22 protein-coding genes are annotated in these 20,849 nt (G+C 70.6%); 19 read left to right on the forward strand and 3 right to left on the reverse strand.

Going from position 1 to position 20,849, the window contains the following annotated elements:
- Positions 1 to 9: 9 nt before the first annotated feature.
- The 15 genes from ACY0MJ_RS10015 to ACY0MJ_RS10085 all read left to right on the forward strand — a co-directional run bounded on the left by ACY0MJ_RS10015 (position 10) and on the right by ACY0MJ_RS10085 (position 15,354).
- Positions 10 to 561, forward strand: a complete 552-nt coding sequence (locus ACY0MJ_RS10015; protein WP_462638270.1) for a DUF3305 domain-containing protein — start codon at positions 10 to 12, stop codon at positions 559 to 561.
- A complete protein-coding gene (locus tag ACY0MJ_RS10020; RefSeq protein ID WP_462638271.1) occupies positions 554 to 1,174 on the forward strand; it encodes a DUF3306 domain-containing protein in 621 nt (206 codons plus the stop codon). The genes ACY0MJ_RS10015 and ACY0MJ_RS10020 overlap by 8 nt, the downstream gene beginning before the upstream one ends.
- Positions 1,101 to 3,188 carry a 4Fe-4S binding protein gene (locus ACY0MJ_RS10025; protein ID WP_462638272.1) on the forward strand — a complete coding sequence of 696 codons (2,088 nt, stop codon included), beginning with the start codon at positions 1,101 to 1,103 and terminating at the stop codon, positions 3,186 to 3,188. Before ACY0MJ_RS10020 ends, ACY0MJ_RS10025 begins: the two co-directional genes overlap by 74 nt.
- Complete coding sequence (locus tag ACY0MJ_RS10030) at positions 3,185 to 3,802, forward strand: TorD/DmsD family molecular chaperone (protein WP_462638273.1); 618 nt, start codon at positions 3,185 to 3,187, stop codon at positions 3,800 to 3,802. The genes ACY0MJ_RS10025 and ACY0MJ_RS10030 overlap by 4 nt, the downstream gene beginning before the upstream one ends.
- A 204-nt stretch (positions 3,803 to 4,006) precedes the next feature.
- Positions 4,007 to 4,216: a twin-arginine translocation signal domain-containing protein gene (locus tag ACY0MJ_RS10035; protein ID WP_462638274.1), complete on the forward strand. Its 210-nt coding sequence runs from the start codon at positions 4,007 to 4,009 to the stop codon at positions 4,214 to 4,216.
- 14 nt (positions 4,217 to 4,230) lie between these two features.
- Positions 4,231 to 7,194, forward strand: a complete 2,964-nt coding sequence (locus tag ACY0MJ_RS10040; RefSeq protein ID WP_462638275.1) for a formate dehydrogenase subunit alpha — start codon at positions 4,231 to 4,233, stop codon at positions 7,192 to 7,194.
- A 10-nt stretch (positions 7,195 to 7,204) separates the two neighbouring features.
- Positions 7,205 to 7,822: a formate dehydrogenase FDH3 subunit beta gene (fdh3B, locus tag ACY0MJ_RS10045; RefSeq protein ID WP_462638276.1), complete on the forward strand. Its 618-nt coding sequence runs from the start codon at positions 7,205 to 7,207 to the stop codon at positions 7,820 to 7,822.
- Complete coding sequence (locus tag ACY0MJ_RS10050; RefSeq protein ID WP_462638277.1) at positions 7,819 to 8,049, forward strand: hypothetical protein; 231 nt, start codon at positions 7,819 to 7,821, stop codon at positions 8,047 to 8,049. The genes fdh3B and ACY0MJ_RS10050 overlap by 4 nt, the downstream gene beginning before the upstream one ends.
- Positions 8,033 to 9,268, forward strand: a complete 1,236-nt coding sequence (locus ACY0MJ_RS10055; protein WP_462638278.1) for a formate dehydrogenase subunit gamma — start codon at positions 8,033 to 8,035, stop codon at positions 9,266 to 9,268. The genes ACY0MJ_RS10050 and ACY0MJ_RS10055 overlap by 17 nt, the downstream gene beginning before the upstream one ends.
- Before the next feature lie 12 nt (positions 9,269 to 9,280).
- Positions 9,281 to 9,808, forward strand: a complete 528-nt coding sequence (locus ACY0MJ_RS10060; protein WP_462638279.1) for a hypothetical protein — start codon at positions 9,281 to 9,283, stop codon at positions 9,806 to 9,808.
- Between the two features lie 65 nt (positions 9,809 to 9,873).
- A complete protein-coding gene (locus ACY0MJ_RS10065; protein ID WP_462638280.1) occupies positions 9,874 to 10,740 on the forward strand; it encodes a formate dehydrogenase accessory sulfurtransferase FdhD in 867 nt (288 codons plus the stop codon).
- Positions 10,737 to 13,259, forward strand: a complete 2,523-nt coding sequence (locus tag ACY0MJ_RS10070) for an ABC transporter permease (RefSeq protein ID WP_462638281.1) — start codon at positions 10,737 to 10,739, stop codon at positions 13,257 to 13,259. The genes ACY0MJ_RS10065 and ACY0MJ_RS10070 overlap by 4 nt, the downstream gene beginning before the upstream one ends.
- Positions 13,260 to 13,280: 21 nt before the next feature.
- Positions 13,281 to 13,685: a group II truncated hemoglobin gene (locus ACY0MJ_RS10075; protein ID WP_462638282.1), complete on the forward strand. Its 405-nt coding sequence runs from the start codon at positions 13,281 to 13,283 to the stop codon at positions 13,683 to 13,685.
- A gap of 53 nt (positions 13,686 to 13,738) precedes the next feature.
- Complete coding sequence (locus ACY0MJ_RS10080; protein WP_462638283.1) at positions 13,739 to 14,332, forward strand: LemA family protein; 594 nt, start codon at positions 13,739 to 13,741, stop codon at positions 14,330 to 14,332.
- Positions 14,333 to 14,346: 14 nt separating this feature from the next.
- Positions 14,347 to 15,354, forward strand: a complete 1,008-nt coding sequence (locus tag ACY0MJ_RS10085; protein WP_462638284.1) for a M48 family metalloprotease — start codon at positions 14,347 to 14,349, stop codon at positions 15,352 to 15,354.
- On the opposite strand, the gene ACY0MJ_RS10090 is transcribed toward ACY0MJ_RS10085, so the two are convergent.
- Positions 15,341 to 15,976, reverse strand: coding sequence for a Smr/MutS family protein (locus tag ACY0MJ_RS10090; protein WP_462638285.1), 636 nt, complete (start codon positions 15,974 to 15,976; stop codon positions 15,341 to 15,343). The genes ACY0MJ_RS10085 and ACY0MJ_RS10090 overlap by 14 nt on opposite strands.
- Positions 15,973 to 16,650, reverse strand: coding sequence for a RadC family protein (gene radC / locus ACY0MJ_RS10095; protein ID WP_462638286.1), 678 nt, complete (start codon positions 16,648 to 16,650; stop codon positions 15,973 to 15,975). Before radC ends, ACY0MJ_RS10090 begins: the two co-directional genes overlap by 4 nt.
- Before the next feature lie 54 nt (positions 16,651 to 16,704).
- Between radC and ACY0MJ_RS10100 the strand changes: the two genes are divergently transcribed.
- Genes ACY0MJ_RS10100 through ACY0MJ_RS10110 form a run of 3 tightly spaced genes read left to right on the forward strand, consistent with a single transcriptional unit; the run spans position 16,705 to position 19,054 of the window.
- A complete protein-coding gene (locus ACY0MJ_RS10100; RefSeq protein WP_462638288.1) occupies positions 16,705 to 17,181 on the forward strand; it encodes an FKBP-type peptidyl-prolyl cis-trans isomerase in 477 nt (158 codons plus the stop codon).
- The gene (ispH, locus tag ACY0MJ_RS10105; RefSeq protein ID WP_462638504.1) at positions 17,178 to 18,113 is read left to right on the forward strand and encodes a 4-hydroxy-3-methylbut-2-enyl diphosphate reductase; all 936 of its coding nucleotides are present in this window, start codon (positions 17,178 to 17,180) and stop codon (positions 18,111 to 18,113) included. Before ACY0MJ_RS10100 ends, ispH begins: the two co-directional genes overlap by 4 nt.
- A gap of 2 nt (positions 18,114 to 18,115) precedes the next feature.
- Positions 18,116 to 19,054 carry a threonine/serine dehydratase gene (locus ACY0MJ_RS10110; protein WP_462638289.1) on the forward strand — a complete coding sequence of 313 codons (939 nt, stop codon included), beginning with the start codon at positions 18,116 to 18,118 and terminating at the stop codon, positions 19,052 to 19,054.
- Positions 19,055 to 19,058: 4 nt separating this feature from the next.
- Here the strand turns inward: ACY0MJ_RS10110 and ACY0MJ_RS10115 are convergent, their stop codons facing one another.
- On the reverse strand, positions 19,059 to 19,475 hold the full coding sequence (locus tag ACY0MJ_RS10115; RefSeq protein WP_462638290.1) for a VOC family protein: 417 nt from the start codon (positions 19,473 to 19,475) through the stop codon (positions 19,059 to 19,061).
- Between the two features lie 58 nt (positions 19,476 to 19,533).
- On the opposite strand from ACY0MJ_RS10115, the gene serS reads away from it, so the two are divergent.
- Entirely contained in the window at positions 19,534 to 20,844 is a 1,311-nt protein-coding gene (serS, locus tag ACY0MJ_RS10120) for a serine--tRNA ligase (protein ID WP_462638291.1), read from the forward strand.
- The last annotated feature ends 5 nt before the right edge of the window (positions 20,845 to 20,849 follow it).

Here is a 20,849-nt window from a genome sequence, read left to right on the forward strand (position 1 = left end):
GCTGCCGCGATGAGCGAACGGCCTTCGGTGGATGTGGCGGTGGTGATGCGCAAGCGCCGCCTCACCAGCCCCTGGCAGCCCTGGAAGTGGGAGCTGGCCGAGGTGCTGCCCGACGAGGAAGCCTTCGGCAGCGAACCGCGCCTGCTGCACCAGGATGCCGACGGCGAGCGCTGGCTGCACCCGCGCCAGCGGGTGGAGCTGTTCCGCGACGAGGCCGAGGGCTACTACATCAACGCGACCTCCCCGGCGCCGTGCTGGTTCGTGCTGTGGCGCATGGAGGAGCAGGCGAGCGTCGCGGCCGAGCCCATCCCGCGGCCGCTGATCGTGACGCTGAGCTACAACGAAGCCGCCCGCTGGCTCGACGCGCAGGAAATCGTGGAGCAGGTGCCCGCGGCGCCGCACATCGTCGAGTGGATGCGCGCCTTCGCCGACGCGCACTACGTCCCCGAGCCCCGCAAGCGCAAGCGGCCGGAGAGCTTCCGCCGGCTGGAGGACCGCTTCGGGATGCCGGCGTCCGTCACGACGGAGAAGAAGTACGGCGGGGGTGGCGGCAATGGCTGACGGCTTCCTGGGCAGGTGGGCGAAGCGCAAGGAGGCGGTGCGCAAGGGGGTGGAGGTGCCTCCGGAGCCGCCCTCACCCCAGCCCTCTCCCGCCGGCGGGAGAGGGAGCCTGGAGACCCCCTCTCCCCTCCGGGGAGAGGGCCGGGGTGAGGGGTCGCCGCCCGCCGAGGTCCCGCCCCCGCCGACCCTCGAAGACGTCGCCGCCCTCACCCACGAATCCGACTTCAGCCGCTTCGCCAAGGCCGACGTCCCGCCGGAGGTGAGGAACGCGGCGATGAAGAAGCTGTTCAGCGATCCGCACTTCAACGTGATGGACGGGCTCGACGTCTACATCGACGACTACAGCAAGCCCGATCCCATGCCCGCGGCGATGATCCGCCAGCTGGCGAGCAGCAGCTTCCTGAAGCTGTTCGACGACGAGAAGAAGCCGCAGCGCGAGGAAAGCACCACGGCGGGGGTTGTCTCCGATGTCCCCCCGGCGCAATCCGTGGCACAGTCGGGCTCGGGAGTGGCCGAGGCAATACCACCGGCCGGACACGATGCCGACCCTGATCTGCGACTGCAACAAGACGATGCCCCTGGACGCGAAGAGCCTGGGGCGGGCGCTCGATGAGAACCTGCCGCTGCACTCCACGCTGTGCCGCCGGGAAGCGGGCGCCTTCCAGAAGGCGATCCAGGGCGGCGCCGACGTGGTGGTGGCCTGCACGCAGGAAAAGCGCCTGTTCGGCGAGATCGCGCAGCAGACCGAGGGCGCCGTCGCCCCCATCCGCTTCGTCAACATCCGCGAGACCGGCGGCTGGAGCCGCGACGCGAAGAGCGCCGGGCCCAAGCTGGCCGCGCTGCTCGCGATGGCCAGGCTGCCGGAGCCGGAGCCGGTGCCCACCGTCACCTTCAAGAGCGCCGGCCGCCTGCTGCTCGTGGGCCCGCTGGAGGACGCCGAGCGCTTCGCCGCGGTGGTCGGCGACGCGCTGGACATCACCATCTTCTCGCGCGGCGGCAGCGGCGCGCAGGAGCGGCGCTACCCCGTGGTCGGCGGTCGCATCGAAAGCCTCACGGGCTGGCTGGGCAACTTCCAGCTCGCGTGGTCGCAGGACAACCCGATCGACCTGGACCTGTGCACGCGCTGCAACGCCTGCGTCGCCGCCTGCCCGGAAGGCGCGATCGGGCTCGACTACCAGGTGAACCTGCTCTCCTGCAAGAGCCACCGCGCCTGCGTCAAGGCCTGCGACGTCGCCGGCGCGATCGACTTCACGCGCGAGCCGGTCGCGCACACCGAGTCCTTCGACCTCGTGCTGGACCTGCGCCGCCAGCCGGCCTTCCTGCAGCACGCGCTGCCGCAAGGCTACTTCCACCTGCCGCCGGACCAGGAACAGGGCCCGCGCGCGCTGGACGTCGTGCTGAAGCTGCGCGAGCTGGTCGGCGAATTCGAGAAGCCGAAGTTCTTCGCCTACAAGCAGAAGCTGTGCGCCCACAGCCGCAACGAGAAGACCGGCTGCAACGCCTGCGTGGAGGTCTGCTCCGCCGAGGCGATCACGAGCGACAAGGCCCGCCAGCAGGTCAAGGTGAACCCGCACCTGTGCGTGGGCTGCGGCGCCTGCACCACGGTGTGCCCGACCGGCGCCATGAGCTATGCCTACCCGCGCGCGAACGAGCAGGGCACGAAGATCCGCACGCTGCTTTCGACCTACGAGCGCGCGGGCGGCCGCGCGCCCATCCTCCTGCTGCACAGCCAGGAGCGCGGGCAGCAGCTGGTGGAGGAAGTCGGCCGCGCGGCCCGGGTGGGCGCCGGCGACGGCGTGCCGGCCAGCATCATTCCCATGGCGGTGTGGCACGTCGCCAGCACCGGCATCGACCTGTGGCTCACCGCCGTCGCGCAGGGCGCCGCCCACGTGGCGCTGCTGGCCACCAACGAGGAAGCGCCGCAGTACCTGGACGCGCTGCGCGAGCAGATGGCGGTCGCGCAGGCGATCCTGGAGGGCCTGGGCTACGAAGGCAGCCACTTCAGCCTGCTGCAGGGCCGTGACTGCGCCGACCTGGAACAGGAACTGAAGCTGCTGGCGCGCCGCGGCGGCGCCGCGCCGCGCGAGCGCGCCCGCTACGCCGTCTCCGGCGAGAAGCGCACGACGCTGGACCTCGCGCTCGACCACCTGGTGGAGCACGCGCCCCGCAAGCCCGAGGAGATCGCGCTGCCGGCGGGCGCGCTGTTCGGCACGGTCCACGTCGACAAGGACAAGTGCACGCTCTGCATGAGCTGCGTGGGCGCCTGCCCGGCCAGCGCCCTGCAGGACAACCAGACCTCGCCGCAGCTGCGCTTCGTGGAGAAGAACTGCGTGCAGTGCGGCCTGTGCGAGCGCACCTGCCCCGAGCAGGCGATCACGCTCACGCCGCGGCTGCTGCTCACGCCCGAGCGCAAGCAGCCGCGCGTGCTCAACGAGGCGCAGCCCTACGGCTGCATCCGCTGCGGCAAGCCCTTCGGCACCCTGAAGGGCATCGAGGCCATGCTCGGCAAGCTGGCCGGCCACGCGATGTTCCAGGGCGCGGCGCTCGACCGCCTCAAGATGTGCGGCGACTGCCGCGTCATCGACATCTATTCCGCGACCGACGAACAGCGCATCCACGACCTATGAGCGAGCCCCTGCCCACCACCAGCGCCCTGGACGAGGAGACCGCGCGCGCCGAGATCTACGGGCTGCTCGCGCAGCTCTGGTACGCGCCGCCCTCGCAGGAGCTGCTCTCCGCGCTGCGCGTGGCCGTGACCGAAGCACCGGCCGCCGGCGCCTTCCTCGAGGAGCCCTGGCGCGAGGTCGTGGGCGCGGCGCGCACGCTGCCGGACGGCGCGATCGCCGACGAGTACGACGCGCTCTTCGGCGGCGTCGGCAAGCCCGAGGTCTACCTGTTCGGCTCGCACTACCTCACGGGCTTCCTCAACGAAAAGCCGCTGGCGCGCCTGCGCGGCGTGCTGGCCGACCTGGGGCTGGCCCGCGACGAGGCCGTGCCGGAAACCGAGGACCACGTCGCCTGCGTCTGCGAGGTGATGCGCTACCTGATCGCCGGCGACGACGTCGCGGTGGCGAACCTCACGCGGCAGCGCGAGTTCTTCTCCGAGCACCTGCAGCCCTGGGTGGGCTCGCTGTGCGACACCGTCGAGGCCCACCCGCGCGCGGAGTTCTACGCCGCGCTCGCCCGCTTCACGCGCGCCTTCGTCGCCGTGGAGGCCCAGGGCTTCGACATGCTGGCCTGAGGCCGGCGGCGCGTTTATTCCGGCGCGCCTTCGTCTTTCATTCAGCGATTTCCCTAGGTGGCCTGTCTCTTTTTGAGACGCAGGCTTGCAGGGTGCTGTCGCCTCCGCGTTTACCCTGAGCGAGTCGCCGTGCGCGCGATTGCCGTGAACATTTCACTGCACTACAGTATGAACGGTCGTTCATAAGAGCTTCAGGAGACGCACATGTCCGAAAGCCAGCCCAAGCCCTCCCGCCGGGGCTTCCTCTGGGGCGCCGCCGCTGCCGGTGCCGCCACCGCCGCAGTCGCCACCCTTCCCCGCACCGGAACCCCCGAGCCCCAGGCCGCCGAAGCGGCGCCCAAGGCGCCGGAGAACGGCGGCGGCTACCGCGTGACGGAGCACGTCAAGCGCTACTACCGCTCCACCCTCGTCTGACCGCCGGAGGTTCCATGCTCACGAAGAAAACCGGTTCCCCGCAGGACCGCACGCGTTCGCCCTTCGTCCACAGCCTGCAGCGCGGGCTGGCGGGGGCCCTGCCCACCATGGACCGCCGCGCCTTCCTGCGCCGCTCCGGCCTGGGCGTCGGCGTCGGCCTCGCCGCCTCCTCGCTCACGCTGGTGAAGAAGGCCCGCGCCAAGGACAGCGACGGCGCCGCCGTCGGCGAAGGCCGCGTGGAGGTGAAGCGCACGGTGTGCACCCACTGCTCCGTGGGCTGCGCCATCGACGCCGTGGTGGAAAACGGCGTGTGGGTGCGCCAGGAGCCGGTGTTCGACTCGCCGATCAACCTGGGCGCGCACTGCGCCAAGGGCGCGGCGATCCGCGAGCACGGCCACGGCGAGTTCCGCCTGCGCTACCCGATGAAGCTGGTGGACGGCAAGTACCAGCGCATCTCCTGGGACCAGGCCTACGACGAGATCGTCGCGAAGCTGCAGGAGCTGCGCAAGGCGAGCGGCCCCGACTCCGTGTTCTGGATCGGCTCGTCCAAGCACTCCAACGAGCAGTCCTACCTGATGCGCAAGTTCGTGAGCCTCTGGGGCACGAACAACTGCGACCACCAGGCGCGCATCTGCCACTCCACCACGGTGTCCGGCGTCGCCAACACCTGGGGCTACGGCGCGATGACCAACTCGTACAACGACATGCAGAACAGCAAGGCTGCGTTGTACATCGGCTCCAACGCCGCCGAGGCGCACCCGGTCTCCATGCTGCACATGCTGCACGCCAAGGAGAACGGCACCAAGATGATCGTGTGCGATCCGCGCTTCACCCGCACGGCGGCCAAGGCGGACCAGTACATCCGCTTCCGCTCGGGCTGCGACATCCCGGTGCTGTTCGGCATCCTGTACCACGTCTTCAAGAACGGCTGGGAAGACAAGAAGTACATCAACGACCGCGTCTACGGCATGGAGGAGGTCAAGAAGGACGTCCTCGCCAAGTGGACCCCCGACAAGGTCGAGGAGGCCTGCGGCGTCAAGGAGGCCGACCTGTACAAGGCCGCCGAGACGCTCGCGATGAACCGCCCCTCCACCATCGTGTGGTGCATGGGCCAGACGCAGCACTCGATCGGCAACGCGATGGTGCGCGCCACCTGCATCCTGCAGCTGGCCCTGGGCAACGTCGGCAAGTCCGGCGGCGGCGCCAACATCTTCCGCGGTCACGACAACGTGCAGGGCGCGACCGACATCGGCCCGAACCCCGACTCGCTGCCTGGCTACTACGGCGTCGCCGAGGGCGCGTGGAAGCACTACGCCGCCGTCTGGGGCGTGGACTACGACTGGATCAAGAGCCGCTTCGCCAGCCCGACGCTGATGACCAAGCCCGGGATCACGGTGTCGCGCTGGATCGACGGGGTGCTGGAACGCACCGACATGATCGACCAGCCGACCAACCTGCGCGGCGTCTTCTACTGGGGCCACGCGCCGAACTCGCAGACGCGCGGCCTGGAGATGAAGCGGGCCATGGACAAGCTGGACCTGCTGGTGGTGGTGGACCCGTACCCGTCGGCGACGGCGGCGATGGCGGCCATGCCCGGCGACCCGGCCGACCTGAACCCGAACCGCGCGGTGTACCTGCTGCCGGCGGCGACGCAGCTGGAGACCAGCGGTTCCGTGACCGCCTCCAACCGCTCGCTGCAGTGGCGCGAGAAGGTCATCGAGCCGCTGTGGGAAAGCCGCAGCGACCACATGATCATGCACCAGCTGGCCACCAAGCTGGGCTTCGGCAACGAGCTGTCGAAGAACTACAAGATGCAGAAGGTCAAGGGCATGGACGAACCCGTGCCCGAGGACATCCTGCGCGAGATCAACAAGTCGAACTGGACCATCGGCTACACGGGCCAGAGCCCGGAGCGCCTGAAGGCGCACATGAAGCTGATGGCGCACTTCGACGTCAAGACGCTGCGTGCCAAGGGCAGCGTGAAGGACCCGGCCACCGGCTACGACATCCAGGGCGACACCTTCGGGCTGCCCTGGCCGTGCTGGGGCACGCCGGAGCTGAAGCACCCGGGCTCCTTCACCCTGTACGACACGTCCAAGCACGTGATGGACGGCGGCGGCTGCTTCCGCGCCAACTTCGGCGTGGAGCGCGACGGCGTGAACCTGCTGGCCGAGGAAGGCTCCTTCCCGCTCGGCTCGGAGATCACGACCGGCTACCCCGAGATCGACCACGTCTTCTTCAAGAAGCTGGGCTGGTGGAACGAGCTCACGCCCACCGAACAGGCCGCGGCCGAAGGCAAGAACTGGAAGACCGATCTCTCGGGCGGCATGATCCGCGTCGCGATGAAGAACCACGGCGTGTACCCCTTCGGCAACGCGAAGGCGCGCGCGATCGTCTGGAACTTCCCCGACCCGATCCCGCAGCACCGCGAGCCGATCTACAGCCCGCGCCCGGACATGGTCGCGAAGTACCCGACGCACGACGACAAGAAGGTGTTCTGGCGGCTGCCGACGCTCTACAAGACGCTGCAGGAGAAGAACATCCAGGACAAGGTGTACGAGAAGTACCCGTTGATCCTGAGCTCCGGGCGGCTGACCGAGTACGAGGGCGGCGGCGACGAGACGCGCTCCAACCCCTGGCTGGCGGAACTGCAGCAGGAAGCCTTCGTCGAGATCAACCCGAAGACGGCGGCGGCCCGCAACATCCGCAACGGCGATCGCGTGTGGCTCAAGACGCCCACGGGCGCGCAGCTGAACGTGCAGGCGCTGGTCACCGAGCGCGTCGGCCCCGACACCTGCTGGATGCCCTTCCACTTCGCCGGGCGCTGGCAGGGCAAGGACCTGCTGGCCTCCTACCCGGCCGGCGCGGCGCCGGTGGTGCGCGGCGAGGCGGTCAACACCGCCACGACCTACGGCTACGACAGCGTCACCATGATGCAAGAGACCAAGACGACGATCTGCAACGTCGAGAGGGCGTGAGGAGACACACATGGCACGAATGAAATTCATCTGTGACTCCGAGCGTTGCATCGAGTGCAACAGCTGCGTCACGGCCTGCAAGAACGAGCACGAGGTGCCCTGGGGCGTGAACCGCCGCCGGGTCGTCACGCTCAACGACGGCGTGCCGGGCGAGCGCTCGATCTCGGTGGCCTGCATGCACTGCTCGGACGCGCCCTGCATGGCGGTGTGCCCGGTCAACTGCTTCTACCGCACCGAAGAGGGCGTGGTGCTGCACGACAAGGACACCTGCATCGGCTGCGGCTACTGCAGCTATGCCTGCCCGTTCGGCGCGCCGCAGTTCCCGGCGGCCGGCACCTTCGGCGTGCGCGGCAAGATGGACAAGTGCACCTTCTGCGCCGGCGGCCCCGAGGCCAACGGCTCGCAGGCCGAGTTCGAGAAGTACGGCCGCAACCGCCTGGCCGAGGGCAAGCTGCCCGCGTGCGCCGAGATGTGCTCCACCAAGGCGCTGCTGGGCGGCGACGGCGACGTGATCGCCGACATCTTCCGCAACCGCGTGCTCAAGCGCGGCAAGGGCGCCGAGGTGTGGGGCTGGGGCACCGCCTACGGCTCGCGCCAGGCCGGCCAGCCGCAAGGAGGCAAGTCGTGAAGCCCGTCGCAATCCTCACCCTCGCGGCCGCGGCCTTCGCGCTGTCGGCCTGCGCCGAGCGCGAGCAGACCGCCGGCGGCATCAAGAGCGACGCGGCGCCCTTCCAGGGCACCAACCACGCGGCCTTCACGGCGCCGGAGTGGAAGCCGGGCGACCGCGGCAGCTGGGAACAGCACCTGAAGGTGCGCACCGTCCGGGGGCAGAACGAATATGTCAAGGTTCCTTGAGTTCGCCGCGGCGGCGGTGCTGGCCTGCGCGCTCGGCTCGCCGGCCTTCGCGCAGTCGCAGACCTCCTCGCCGGGCGGCGGCGGCTCCACCACGAGCACGCCGGCGCCCATGGCGCCGGAGGACGCCGTGCCGGGCCAGCCCGGCGGCATCCGCGGCCAGAACATCTTCGACGTGAAGCCGGAGGTGAAGCCCGACGCGTCCTCGCTGCCGGGGTACATGGACCAGACCAACGGGCAGCGCAACGCCGTGCAGCCGGGCAACAACGCGCCGATGTGGCGCCAGGTGCAGGGCGGCGTGACGGGCTACACCAGCCTGCCGAGGCACGAGGCGCCCGAAGCCGGCAACCTGATCCAGGGGCCGGTGAACTACCCCGGCGTGCGCTACGTGAGCGCCGGCGAGGCCTGGCGCCAGGTGCGCAACCGCTGGATCGTGCCCTACGGCGGCTCGCTGCTGCTGATCACGCTGGTGGCGCTGGCGATCTTCTACTTCGCCAAGGGACCGGTCGGCGAGAGCACCAACCAGCGCGCGCCACGCATCGAGCGCTTCACGCCCTTCGAGCGCGCCGCCCACTGGGCCAACGCCATCGCCTTCGTCATCCTGGGCATCTCGGGCATCGTGATGGCGTTCGGCAAGTTCTTCCTGCTCCCGGTGATCGGCCAGACGCTGTTCGGCTACCTCACCTACCTGCTGAAGAACCTGCACAACTTCGTCGGGCCGCTGTTCGTGGTGTCGCTGCTGGTCATCCTGGCCACCTTCATCAAGGACAACTTCCCGCAGAAGGGCGACCTGCACTGGCTCCTCACGCTCGGCGGCACCATCGGCAAGAAGGACGCGCCGACGCACCGCTTCAACGCCGGCGAGAAGCTGATGTTCTGGGGCGCCATGCTGTTCCTGGGCATCGTCGTCATCGTCTCGGGGCTGCTGATGGACAAGCTGATCCCGAACCTGGTGTACGACCGCCACATGATGCAGCTGACGCACATGGTGCACTCGGTCGCCGCCGTGCTGATGCTCGCGGCGCTGTTCGGCCACATCTACATGGGCACGGTCGGCATGCGCGGCGCCTACACCGCCATGCGCCGCGGCTACGTGGACGACGCGTGGGCGCGCGAGCACCACGCCTACTGGTACGAGGACATCCAGTCGGGGAAGATCCCCGCCCAGCGCAGCCAGCCGCTGGTGGTCGACGACCGCACGGACCGCGTGCGGCCCGCCTGAGGAGAACAACCGATGATTCAGCGCATCTTCACCGCCACGGCGCTCGCCGCCAGCTGCGGTCTCGCCCTGGCCACCCTGCCGCCGCCGGATGCGGCGGCCCAGGCCAAGGCGGCCGAGGCCGCGGCCAAGGCAGCGTGGCAGTCCAAGGTCGCCGCCTACCAGCTGTGCCAGGTGCAGGACCGCATCGCCGCGCGCTACAAGTCCAACCATCCGAAGGCGGCCGCGCCGGCGGGCGCCGCTTCGGCTGCCGCCAATGGCGCCTCCGCCGCCATGGCGGCCGCGTCCGCTCCCCCGCCCGCGCCGAGGACGGCGCCGCTGGCCCAGGGCGGCGGCACGCCGGTGCCGGACGTCGCGGCGGCCGTCAAGCCGCCGCCGCCGTGCATGGACCCGGGCCCCTTCGCCTACACGCCGCCCAGCCAGAAGCCGCTGGAGAGCTCGGAGGCGCATTCGCCGGCCGGCAATGCCACAACGCCGCCCAGCGTCAACGCCCATTCCGGCGACATGACGCCCAGCAAGGCGGGCGTGGCGCCGAAGAAGTAGCGCAGCCCCCGCGCCACGAAGGCCAGCCCCGCGGCTGGCCTTTGTTTTGCGTTAGCCTTGGCGCCATGACCCGCCCCGTGCTCACCGAGGCCCGCGCGCCGCTCACGCGCAGCGTCCAGACCGTCAACGAACATGGCGAGGCGGAAACCATCTCCATTCCGGCGGAGCGGCCTCTCACCGTCTACGTCGACAAGCGCGAACTCGTCACGCTGATGACGCTGGGGGCGCATCCCGAATGGCTGGTGCTGGGGTATCTGCGCAACCAGCGGCTCGTGGAAAGCCTGGAAGCCGTGGAGTCGATCACGGTGGACTGGGAGGTCGGCGCCGCCGCCGTGCGCACCCGGGCCGGCATCGAGCGCATCGAGGAGCGCACGGCGCACCGCGTGGTCACCACCGGCTGCGGGCAGGGCAGCGTCTTCGGCCACCTGATGGAGGAGATCGACAGCGTGCCGCTGCCGGACGCGCGCATCACGCAGGCGCAGCTGTACGGCCTGCTCAATGCGATCCGCCTGCAGGAAAGCACGTACAAGTCCGCCGGCTCCGTGCACGGGTGCGCGCTGTTCCGCGGCGAGGAGATGCTCCTCTTCGTGGAGGACGTGGGCCGCCACAACGCCATCGACACGATCGCCGGCTGGATGTGGCTGCGCGAGCACGAACTGCGGGCACCGACGCGCGAGGAGCCGCTGGTGTTCTACACGACGGGGCGGCTGACCAGCGAGATGGTGATCAAGTCGGCCCAGATGGGTGTCGCCATCGTGGTGTCGCGCAGCGGCACGACGCAGATGGGCTTCGAGATCGCCGAGCGCCTGGGCCTGTGCACCATCGGCCGCGCGACCAACCGCCACTTCCTCTGCTACACCGCGCCCGGACGGCTGGTGCTGCAGACGGAACTGGCCCGGGCGCGTCCGCGGGCCGCAGGGCAGGCGACGTGAGCCGCGCTTCCGCCTTCTCCCTGGGCTGGCGCACGCTGCGCCGCGACCTGCGCGCCGGCGAGCTGCGCCTGCTGATGGTGGCCGTGACGCTGGCCGTCGCGGCGCTCACCGCCGTCGGCTTCTTCGCCGACCGCCTGCAGGGCGGCCTGGAGCGCGATGCCCGCGCGCTGCTGGGCGGCGACGCCGTCGTGGTGAGCGACCAGCCGACGCCGCAGGCCTTCGTGGACCGCGCGCGGGCGCTGGGCCTGCAGGGCCTGGTCACGATGGTCTTCCCCTCGATGGCCCGCGCGCCCGATGCGCAGGGCGGCGCCACCCGCCTGATCGCGCTGAAGGCGGTGCCCGACGGCTATCCGCTGCGCGGCAACCTGGAGATCGCCGACCGCCCCGAGGCAACCGGGCAGAAGACGCGCGAGGTGCCGAAGCGGGGCGAGGCCTGGGTCGACGCGCCCGTGCTGGAGGCGCTGGGACTGCGCATGGGCGACCCGCTGCTGCTCGGCGACGCACGGCTGCGCGTGACGCGCATCATCACGCTGGAGCCGGACCGCGGCGCCGGCTTCCAGAACTTCGTGCCGCGCGTGATGATCCACGCGGACGACCTGCCGGCCACCCACCTCGTGCAGCCCGCGAGCCGCATCGGCTGGCGCTTCGCGGTGGCCGGCAACGATCGCAGCGTCGAACGCTTCACCGAGTGGGCGAGGGACGAGGCGCACCGTCCCGAGGTGCGCGGCGTGCGGGTCGAATCGCTGGAAGGCGGGCGGCCGGAGATGCGCCAGACGCTCGACCGCGCCGAGAAATTCCTCAACCTGGTCGCCTTGCTCGCGGCCTTGCTCAGCGCCGTGGCCGTGGCGCTCGCGGCGCGCGGCTTCGCGAGCCGCCACCTGGACGACTGCGCCATGCTGCGCGTGCTGGGCCAGAGCCAGCGCACCATCGCCTGGAGCTACACGATCGAGTTCGCGCTGGTCGGCCTGGTCGCGAGCCTGCTGGGCGTGGCGCTCGGCTTCGCGGTGCACTTCGTCTTCATCGCCTTCATGAGCGGCCTGGTGAACACGACGCTGCCGCCGCCGGGCGCCTGGCCGACGGTGTTCGGCCTCGGCATGGGGCTGACGCTGCTGTTCGCCTTCGGCCTCCCGCCGGTGCTCCAGCTGGCGCAGGTGCCGCCGCTGCGCGTGATCCGGCGCGACGTCGGCAACCTGAAGCCGGCTTCGCTGCTGGTGCTGGGCGTCGGCGTCGCCGGCTTCGCCGCGCTGCTGCTGGCCGCGAGCAGCGACCTCAAGCTGGGCGCCATCGCGGTGGGCGGCTTCGCCGGCGCCGTGCTGGTGTTCGCGGGCCTGAGCTGGGTGGCGGTGAAGCTGCTGCGCCGGCTGGTGAACGAGGCGACGGCGCCGCGCTGGCTGGTGCTGGCCACGCGCCAGATCAGCGCCCGCCCCGCCTACGCCGTGGTGCAGACCAGCGCGCTGGCCGTGGGCCTGCTGGCGCTGGTCCTGCTCGTGCTGCTGCGCACCGACCTGATCGCGAGCTGGCGCCAGGCGACACCGCCCGATGCGCCCAACCGCTTCGTCATCAACGTGCAGCCGGACCAGAGCCAGGCCTTCCTGGCGCAGCTGCGCGCCGCCGGCGTGCAGCGGCTGGACTGGTACCCCATGTTCCGCGGCCGACTGGTCGCCGTGAACGGCCGCAGCATCGGCCCGGACGACTTCACGGAGGACCGCGCCCGCCGCCTGGTGGACCGCGAGTTCAACCTCTCGTATTCGGCGCAGAAACCGGACCACAACGAGGTCGTCGCCGGCCGCTGGCAGCCGGAGGAACAGGGCGCCGTGAGCGTGGAGGAGGGCATCGCGCAGACGCTGGGCCTGAAGCTCGGCGACACGCTGCGCTTCGACATCGCCGGCATCACGAGCGAGGCGAGGATCACCTCGCTGCGCAAGGTGGACTGGGGCTCCATGCGGGCCAACTTCTTCGTGATGTACCCGGTGAGTGAACTGCCGGACATGCCCGTGACCTTCATGGGCGCCTTTCGGGCCCCCGCGCAGCGCGGCTTCGACAACGCGCTGGTGCGCGCCTTCCCCAACGTCACCAGCGTGGACATGACGGCCACCATCGCGCAGATCCAGGGCGTGCTGGACAAGGTGATCCGCGCGGTGGAATTCCTGTTCGGCTTCACGCTGGCCGCCGGCGTGGTGGTGCTGTTCGCCGCCGTCACGGCCACGCGCGAGGAGCGCGCCCGCGAGTTCGCGATCATGCGGGCGGTGGGCGCGCGCGGCAGCCTGCTGCGGCAGGTGCAGCGGGCGGAGCTGGCCGGCGTCGGCCTGCTGGCGGGCTTCCTGGCCAGCGTGGTGGCCGGCATCGTGGGCTGGGCGCTCGCGAAATACGCCTTCGATTTCACGTGGACGGCGTCGCCGCTGGTGCCCCTGGCGGGCGCCGCCGCCGGCGCCGTGCTGGCGCTCGCCGCCGGCTGGTGGGGCCTGCGCGAAGTGCTGAGCCGGCCGGTGGTGGAGACCTTGCGCAAGGCGGCCGAATAGCATCCCGGGGACAATCCCGGCATGGAGACGGACGAGCAGCCGCAGCACGCCACCCCTTTCGAGTGGATCGGCGGCGAAGAGAAGGTGAAGGCGCTGGCGGAGCGCTTCTACGACCTGATGGACCTGGAGCACGGGTACGCGCAGCTGCGCGCCACCCATGGCACGGAGCTCGACCGGGCGCGCCAGAACCTGTTCTGGTTCCTCTGCGGCTGGCTCGGCGGGCCGCAGTACTACACCCAGCGCTTCGGCCACCCGCGCCTGCGCATGCGGCACATGCCGTTCCGGATCGGGATCGCCGAGCGCGACCAGTGGCTGGCCTGCATGGACCAGGCCATGGGCGAGGTGGGCGTGCCCCCCGAACTGCGGACCCGCCTGAACCAGGCTTTCTTCCAGACGGCAGACTGGATGCGAAATACGGACGGTTGAGCTGGCCCGCGAGGGCCCATAATGGCCGCCACAAAAAAGGGAAGGAGGCCGGCGTGACCGGAGCAACCTGGATCGTCGTCGCGGTGGTGGCCGCCATCGTCCTGTGGGCCATCGCGGCCTTCAACCAGCTGGTGCAGCGGCGCAACCGCATCGCCAACGCCTATTCGCAGATCGACGTGCAGCTGAAACGCCGCTACGACCTGATCCCGAACCTGGTGGAAGTGGCCAAGCGCTACCTCGCCCATGAATCCGCCACCCTGGAAGCCGTGGCCCGCGCCCGCGGAGCGGCCGTCAGCGCCGCCGGCGCCGTGCGCGTGCGCCCCACGGATCCGGCCGCCGTGGGCCGGCTGGCCCTGGCGGAGCAGGAGCTGGGCGGCGTGATGGGCCGGCTGATGGCGGTCGCCGAGAGCTACCCCGAGCTGAAGGCCGACGAGACCATGCAGTCGCTGAGCGAGGAGCTCACCTCCACCGAGAACCGCATCGGCTTCGCCCGCCAGGCCTACAACGACGAGGTGCTGGCGTACAACGACACGGCCTCGCGCTTTCCCGGACTGATCGCCGCGCGCCTGTTCGGCTTCGCGCTGGCGGCGCAGTTGCAGTCCACCCAGAACGCGCAGGAGCGCGAGGCGCCCCGCCTGGCGTTCTGAGCGGCGCCGCGCGCATGCGCATCTTCGAGCAGCAGGAGGCCGCCCGGGGCGAGACCCTGAAGCTGCTCGTGCTGTTCACGCTCGCCGTGGCGGCCACCGTGCTGGGCGTGCACCTGGCGCTGGCGCTGTGCTGGTGGGGACTGAAGGTGCTGTCGCTCTACGCGCTCGACTTCCCGCGCCTGTTCTTCGGGGTCAACGTCGGCGTGACCCTGCTGCTGGTGCTGGGCGGCTGGTGGATCGAGATCTCCAACCTGCGGATGCCGGGCGGCGCCGAGCGCCTGGCCCGCCGCATCGGCGCCCGCGAGCTGCGGCCGTCCACCTCGCACGCCGAGCAGCGCCTCGCCAACATCGTCGACGAGGTCTGCATCGCCGCCCACATGCCGCGTCCGCAGGTGATGGTCATGCCGCGCCACCAGGCCATCAACGCCTTCGCGAGCGGCTGGGACGAGGACGAGGCGGTGCTGGCGGTCACGCAGGGCGCCCTGGACCTGCTCACGCGCGACGAGCTGCAGGGCATGGTGGCCCACGAATGCAGCCACATCCACGAGGGCGACACGCAGCTGAACATGCAGCTGGCCGGCATGGTCGCGGGACTGGAGCTGGTGTGGGGCTTCGGCGAGACGGTGCGCGAGCGCGGCGGCCTGGCCTGGCTCTTCGGCACGGCCATCATGGTGATGGGCTCCTTCGGCCGGTACGCCGGCCGCGTGCTGCAGGCCTCGGTGTCGCGCCAGCGCGAGTTCCTCGCCGACGCGCGGGCCGTGCAGTGGACGCGCAGCCGCGACGGCCTGGGCGGCGTGCTGCGCAAGGCGCTCACGCAACGGCAGGAGGCCGACACGATGCCGGCGGACCCGCCGTGGCCCACCTCGGTGAAGCACCTGCTGCTGCTGGGACGCGCCGCCGAGCGCGGCGGCTGGTTCGATGCGCACCCGCCGCTGCCGCTGCGCATCCAGCGGATCTACGGCCGGCCCATGCCGCCGCTGCCGCTGCCGCGCGAGGCGCCGGTGGCCGTCACGTGGGCGTGAGCAGCACCACCAGCGCCCCGGCCCCGCCCTCGTCGCCGCGCGCCTGCACGAAGGCCAGCACCTCGTTCTTCTGCACCAGCCAGGCGTGCACCTTGCCCTTCAGCACCGGCGTCTTGCCGGGCGAGCCCAGCCCCTTGCCGTGCACGATGCGCACGCAGCGCAGGCCTTGGCGCACCGCCTCGCGCAGGAAGGCGGCGAGCGCCTCGCGGGCGTCGTCGCTGCGCAGCCCGTGCAGGTCGATCTCGGACTGGATGCTCCAGTGGCCGCGCCGCAGCTTGCGGGCGACGTCGGGCCCCACGCCGGGACGGCGGAAGCTGAGCGTCTCGTCGGTCTCCAGCAGCGTGGAGGCGTCGAACTCGTCGCTGATCGCTTCCTTCAGCACGCGCTGGTCATCGAGCTGGCGCTGCGCCGGCACGGGCGCGACCGGCTCCGGCGGGTGATGCACGCGCCCGTGCTCCGGCAGCCGGTGCACGCGGCCGGCCGCGCGCTGGAACAGGTTGCGCTCGGCTTCCGCGCGCTTGCGTGCCTCGGCCTCGCGCGCCGCCTGCTCGCGCGCCGCGCGCTCCTTTTCGGCGATCTGCTGCTTGATGGCCTGCAGGTCCTGCAGGGACTTGGCCTTCAAAGCAGGCCTCTTTCCGCCATGGAGAGGGCCTGCCCCGGCGCGACGATCACGTGATCGAGCACGCGCACGTCGACGAGCGCCAGCGCCGCCTTCAGGGTTTGCGTGAGCGCTTCGTCGGCGCGCGAGGGCTGCACGGTGCCGCTCGGGTGGTTGTGCGACAGCACCACGGCGGCCGCGTGGTGGTGCAGGGCTTTCAGGACGACTTCGCGCGGGTACACACTGGTCTGAGTCAGCGTGCCCCGGAAGAGTTCTTCCATCGCGATCAGGCGGTTCTGCGCATCGAGGAAGAGGGCGGCGAACACCTCGTGCTGACGCCGCGCCAGGTGCAGCTGCAAGTAATTTTTCACGGCGTCGGGCGAGCCGAACACCTCCCGCGCCCGCAGCTGCTCCGCGACGGCGCGCCGCGCGAGCTCCAGCACCGCCATCAGCTCCGAGCGCTTGGCCGTGCCGCCCAGGCCGTTGACCGTGCGCAATTCTTCGCTGCTCGCGTGCAGGAGGCCGGCCAGGCCGCGGAAGCGGTCCAGCACCTCCTGCGCCATCTGGAAGACGCCCCGGCCCCGCGTGCCGGTGCGCAGCAGCAGCGCCAGCAGCTCCGTGTCGCTGAGGGCGGCGGGGCCCCGCGCCAGCAGTTTCTCCCGCGGCCGGGCATCCGCGGGGAGGTCTTTGAGCGCCATCAGCATGCCCTTCGCCCCGAATTCCTAAAATGGAGGCCACATTATCGGGACACCATGGCCTCCAACCCTGCCCGCGTCGAGCCGGGCTCCTTCCTCACGCTGCACTACCGCCTCGCGGGGCCGGCCGGCGACATCATCAACACCTTCGCCGACAAGCCGGCCACGCTGACGCTGGGCTCCGGCGAGCTGGCGCCCGCCGTGGAGCAGCGCCTGCTGGGTCTGCCGGAGGGCGCCCGCGCGCAGTTCGAGATCCCGGCGGGCGAGGCCTTCGGCGATCGCAACCCGGACATGGTGCAGTGGGTCGCGCGCAAGCTCCTCGTCCAGATGGGGGACCCGCAGGAGACCTACGCCGTGGGCGACGTGGTGGAGTTCCCCACGCCCGACGGCATGGGCCGCTACGCCGGCGCCGTGCGGCAGCTGGGCGAGGACAAGGACGGCGACGGCCAGCCCGATGCGGTGCTGTTCGACTTCAACCATCCGCTCGCGGGCCAGCCGGTGACCTTCGAGGTGCAAGTGATCGGGGTGCTCTGATGCGGCCCGCGGAAATCCTGCTGGCCGAACCGCGCGGCTTCTGCGCCGGGGTGGACCGCGCCATCGACATCGTGGAGCGGGCGCTGGCGCGCTTCGGCGCGCCGATCTACGTGCGCCACGAGATCGTGCACAACACCTTCGTCGTGAACGACCTCAAGGCCAAGGGCGCGATCTTCATCGAGGACCTGGCGGACGTGCCGCCCGGCGCCACGCTGGTCTTCTCCGCCCATGGAGTCAGCAAGGCGGTGCAGCAGGAGGCCGCCGCGCGCGGCTTCCACGTCTTCGACGCCACCTGCCCGCTGGTGAGCAAGGTGCACATCGAGGTGGCCAAGCTCGCGAAGGAAGGCTACGAGTTCATCATGATCGGCCACAAGGGGCATCCCGAGGTGGAAGGCACGATGGGCCAGCTGCAGGGCGGCATCCACCTGGTGGAGGACGTGGCCGACGTCGCGCGCGTGCAGCCGTCGCAGACCGAGCGCCTGGCCCTGGTCACGCAGACCACGCTGTCGGTGGACGACGCGGCCGAAATCACGCGTGCCGTGAAGCAGCGCTTCCCGGCCGTGCGCGAGCCCAAGCAGCAGGACATCTGCTACGCCACGCAGAACCGGCAGGACGCCGTGAAGATGCTGGCGCGCGAGGTGGACGTGGTGATCGTCGTCGGCAGCCCCACCAGCTCCAACAGCAACCGGCTGGCCGAACTCGCGCGCAAGCTGGGCGTGGCCAGCTACATGGTGGACAGCCCCGAGGAACTGAAGGCCGAATGGCTGGAAGGAAAGAACCGCGTGGGCCTGACCGCCGGCGCCTCCGCGCCCGAGGTGCTGGTGCAGGAAGTCATCGCCCGCATCAAGGTGCTGGGCGCGGTGTCGGTGCGCAAGATGGACGGGATCGTGGAGACGGTGAAGTTCCCGCTGCCCAAGGGATTGAAGCAGTGACGATGCGCGCGGCCATCGAAGCCGCCGCCGCGCGCCTGCGCGACGACCCTCGCGGCTTCATCCGCCGCACGCCCCTGTGGCAGCTCCCCGGCAGCGCCCTCGGCGTGGACTGCGCCGAGGTTTGGCTGAAGCTGGAGCACCTGCAGGTCTCCGGCAGCTTCAAGGCGCGCGGCATGTACAACCGCCTGCTGGCGAATCCCATTCCGGACAGCGGCGTGATCGTCGCCTCCGGCGGCAACGCCGGCATCGCCACGGCCGCCGCGGCCCGCGCGCTGGGCGTCCCGTGCGAAGTCTTCGTCCCGACCGTCTGCAGCCCCGCCAAGCAGGCGAAGCTGCGCGAACTCGGCGCGCAGGTGGTCGTGACCGGCGCGGTCTACGCCGAAGCGCTGGACGCCTGCCTGGCGCGCCAGCGCGAGACCGGCGCCTTGCTCACGCACGCCTATGACCAGCCCGAGGTGGTGGCCGGCGCCGGCGCGCTGGCGATGGAGATCGAGGAGCAGGGCGGCCGCGCACCCGGCAGCGTGCTGGTGAGCGTGGGCGGCGGTGGCCTGGTCGCCGGCATCGCCGCCTGGTTCAAGCAGCGCAGCCGCGTCGTGGCGCTGGAGCCGGAGCTCGCGCCCACGCTGCATCGCGCCCGCGAGGCCGGCGAGCCCGTGGACGTGCAGGTGGGTGGCGTCGCGGCCGACGCGCTCGGCGCCCGCCGCATCGGCGCGATCGCCTGGGAGATCACGCAGCGGCACGTGGCGCAGTCTCTGCTGCTGCCGGACGATGCGATCCGCGCCGCCCAGCACGCCCTGTGGACCGAATGCAAGCTGGCTGTGGAAGCGGCCGCCGCGCTGCCGCTGGCGGCGCTGCGGACACGGGCCTACGTGCCGCGCGCCGACGAGACGGTGTGCCTGGTCGTGTGCGGCGCCAACGTGGACCCCGCAACGCTGGCCTGAGCGGCTATTCGCAGCTCACCATCCACGGCACGCCGAACTTGTCGGTCAGCATGCCGAAGTGCCCGCCCCAGAAGGGTGGGGCGAAAGGCATCTTCACTTGGCCGCCGGCGGCCAGCGCATCGAAGGCCTTGCGCGCCTTCTCCACGTCCTGCTTGATGTAGAGCGACACGGTAATGCCGTTGTAGCCGGGCGTGCCCCAGCCCGGTGGCGTGTCGCTGCCCATGATCTGGGCGCCTTCGGCCGTGACGGAGCCGTGCATCACCTTGTTCTTCCACTCCGGGGGCAGCTTTCCGTCGTCCATGGGCGAACCCTCGAAGCGCATGAGGGCGGTGACCTCGCCGCCGAGGCACCTGGCATAGAAGTTGAGCGCCTCCTCGCAATTGCCGTTGAAGGAGAGATAGCAGTCGATCTGCATGGGCATGGGGTCCTCCTTGGGGTGGGCGCCTATGGTAAGCAGGGCGCCGAATAAAATCAGGCTCATGCTCGACGTCAACCTGCTCCGCAAAGACCTGCCTTCCGTGATCGCACGGCTGGAGGCCCGCAAGTCGCCCCAGACCTTCCTGGACGTGGAGGCGTTCCAGCGGCTGGAAGCCGAGCGCAAGACGATCCAGACCCGCACCGAAGAGTTGCAGGCGAAGCGCAACCAGCTCTCGAAGCAGATCGGCCAGCTGAAAGCCAAGGGCGAGAGCGCCGACGCCGTGATGGCCGAGGTGGCGCAGGCCAAGGCGGAGCTCGACCGATCGGCCGCCCGGCTGGAGCAGATCCAGCCCGAGATGCAGGCGCTGCTGCTGGCCGTCCCCAACCTCCCGCACGAGAGCGTTCCGGTGGGCAGCGACGAGCACGCCAACGTGGAGGTGCGGCGCTGGGGCACGCCGCGGAAGTTCGACTTCCAGGTGAAGGACCACGTGGACATCGGCGAGCCGCTGGGCCTGGACTTCGCCACCGGCGTGAAACTGAGCGGCGCGCGCTTCACCGTCATGAAGCGGCAGGTGGCGCGGCTGCACCGCGCGCTCGCGCAGTTCATGCTGGACGTGCAGACGCAGGAGCATGGCTACACCGAGTGCTACACGCCTTACATCGTCAACGAGGCCACGCTGCGCGGCACCGGCCAGCTGCCCAAGTTCGAGGGCGACCTGTTCGCCGTGAGCAAGGGCGGCCAGGAAGGGCTGGCGGACGAAGACCAGCAGGCGCTGTACCTGATCCCGACCAGCGAAGTGACCCTGACCAACTTCGTGCGCGACGAGATCCTGCCCGAGGCGCAGCTGCCGCTGAAGCTGACGGCGCACACCCCGTGCTTCCGCTCGGAAGCGGGCAGCGCCGGCCGCGACACCCGCGGCATGATCCGCCAGCACCAGTTCGACAAGGTCGAGATGGTGCAGGTCGTGCACCCGGAGAAGAGCTACGAGGCCCTGGAGGAAATGACCCGCAACGCCGAGGCCATCCTGCAGAAGCTGGAGCTGCCGTACCGCGTCATGCTGCTGTGCACGGGCGACATGGGCTTCGGCGCCGCCAAGACCTTCGACCTGGAAGTCTGGCTGCCGGCGCAGGACACGTACCGCGAGATCAGCTCGGTGAGCAACTGCGAGGCCTTCCAGGCGCGGCGGCTGCAGGCACGCTTCAAGAACGCGCAGGGGAAGAACGAGCTGGTGCATACGCTCAACGGGTCGGGGCTCGCGGTGGGGCGCACGCTGGTGGCCGTGCTGGAGAACTACCAGAACGCGGATGGGAGCGTGACGGTGCCGGAGGTGTTGCGGGCGTACATGGGTGGGGTGGAGCGGCTGGCGGCCTGAGTCGC

Source organism: Ramlibacter sp. bp-362 (assembly GCF_054956735.1).

Excerpts from the sequence above, each read along its gene's own strand:
- ACY0MJ_RS10015 (WP_462638270.1), top strand. The coding sequence starts at position 10 with ATGAGCGAACGGCCTTCGGTGGATGTGGCGGTGGTGATGCGCAAGCGC.
- ACY0MJ_RS10020 (WP_462638271.1), top strand. The coding sequence starts at position 554 with ATGGCTGACGGCTTCCTGGGCAGGTGGGCGAAGCGCAAGGAGGCGGTG.
- ACY0MJ_RS10025 (WP_462638272.1), top strand. The coding sequence starts at position 1,101 with ATGCCGACCCTGATCTGCGACTGCAACAAGACGATGCCCCTGGACGCG.
- ACY0MJ_RS10030 (WP_462638273.1), top strand. The coding sequence starts at position 3,185 with ATGAGCGAGCCCCTGCCCACCACCAGCGCCCTGGACGAGGAGACCGCG.
- ACY0MJ_RS10035 (WP_462638274.1), top strand. The coding sequence starts at position 4,007 with ATGTCCGAAAGCCAGCCCAAGCCCTCCCGCCGGGGCTTCCTCTGGGGC.
- ACY0MJ_RS10040 (WP_462638275.1), top strand. The coding sequence starts at position 4,231 with ATGCTCACGAAGAAAACCGGTTCCCCGCAGGACCGCACGCGTTCGCCC.
- fdh3B (WP_462638276.1), top strand. The coding sequence starts at position 7,205 with ATGGCACGAATGAAATTCATCTGTGACTCCGAGCGTTGCATCGAGTGC.
- ACY0MJ_RS10055 (WP_462638278.1), top strand. The coding sequence starts at position 8,033 with ATGTCAAGGTTCCTTGAGTTCGCCGCGGCGGCGGTGCTGGCCTGCGCG.
- ACY0MJ_RS10060 (WP_462638279.1), top strand. The coding sequence starts at position 9,281 with ATGATTCAGCGCATCTTCACCGCCACGGCGCTCGCCGCCAGCTGCGGT.
- ACY0MJ_RS10065 (WP_462638280.1), top strand. The coding sequence starts at position 9,874 with ATGACCCGCCCCGTGCTCACCGAGGCCCGCGCGCCGCTCACGCGCAGC.
- ACY0MJ_RS10075 (WP_462638282.1), top strand. The coding sequence starts at position 13,281 with ATGGAGACGGACGAGCAGCCGCAGCACGCCACCCCTTTCGAGTGGATC.
- ACY0MJ_RS10085 (WP_462638284.1), top strand. The coding sequence starts at position 14,347 with ATGCGCATCTTCGAGCAGCAGGAGGCCGCCCGGGGCGAGACCCTGAAG.
- radC (WP_462638286.1), bottom strand. The coding sequence starts at position 16,650 with ATGGCGCTCAAAGACCTCCCCGCGGATGCCCGGCCGCGGGAGAAACTG.
- ACY0MJ_RS10100 (WP_462638288.1), top strand. The coding sequence starts at position 16,705 with ATGGCCTCCAACCCTGCCCGCGTCGAGCCGGGCTCCTTCCTCACGCTG.
- ACY0MJ_RS10110 (WP_462638289.1), top strand. The coding sequence starts at position 18,116 with ATGCGCGCGGCCATCGAAGCCGCCGCCGCGCGCCTGCGCGACGACCCT.
- ACY0MJ_RS10115 (WP_462638290.1), bottom strand. The coding sequence starts at position 19,475 with ATGCCCATGCAGATCGACTGCTATCTCTCCTTCAACGGCAATTGCGAG.
- serS (WP_462638291.1), top strand. The coding sequence starts at position 19,534 with ATGCTCGACGTCAACCTGCTCCGCAAAGACCTGCCTTCCGTGATCGCA.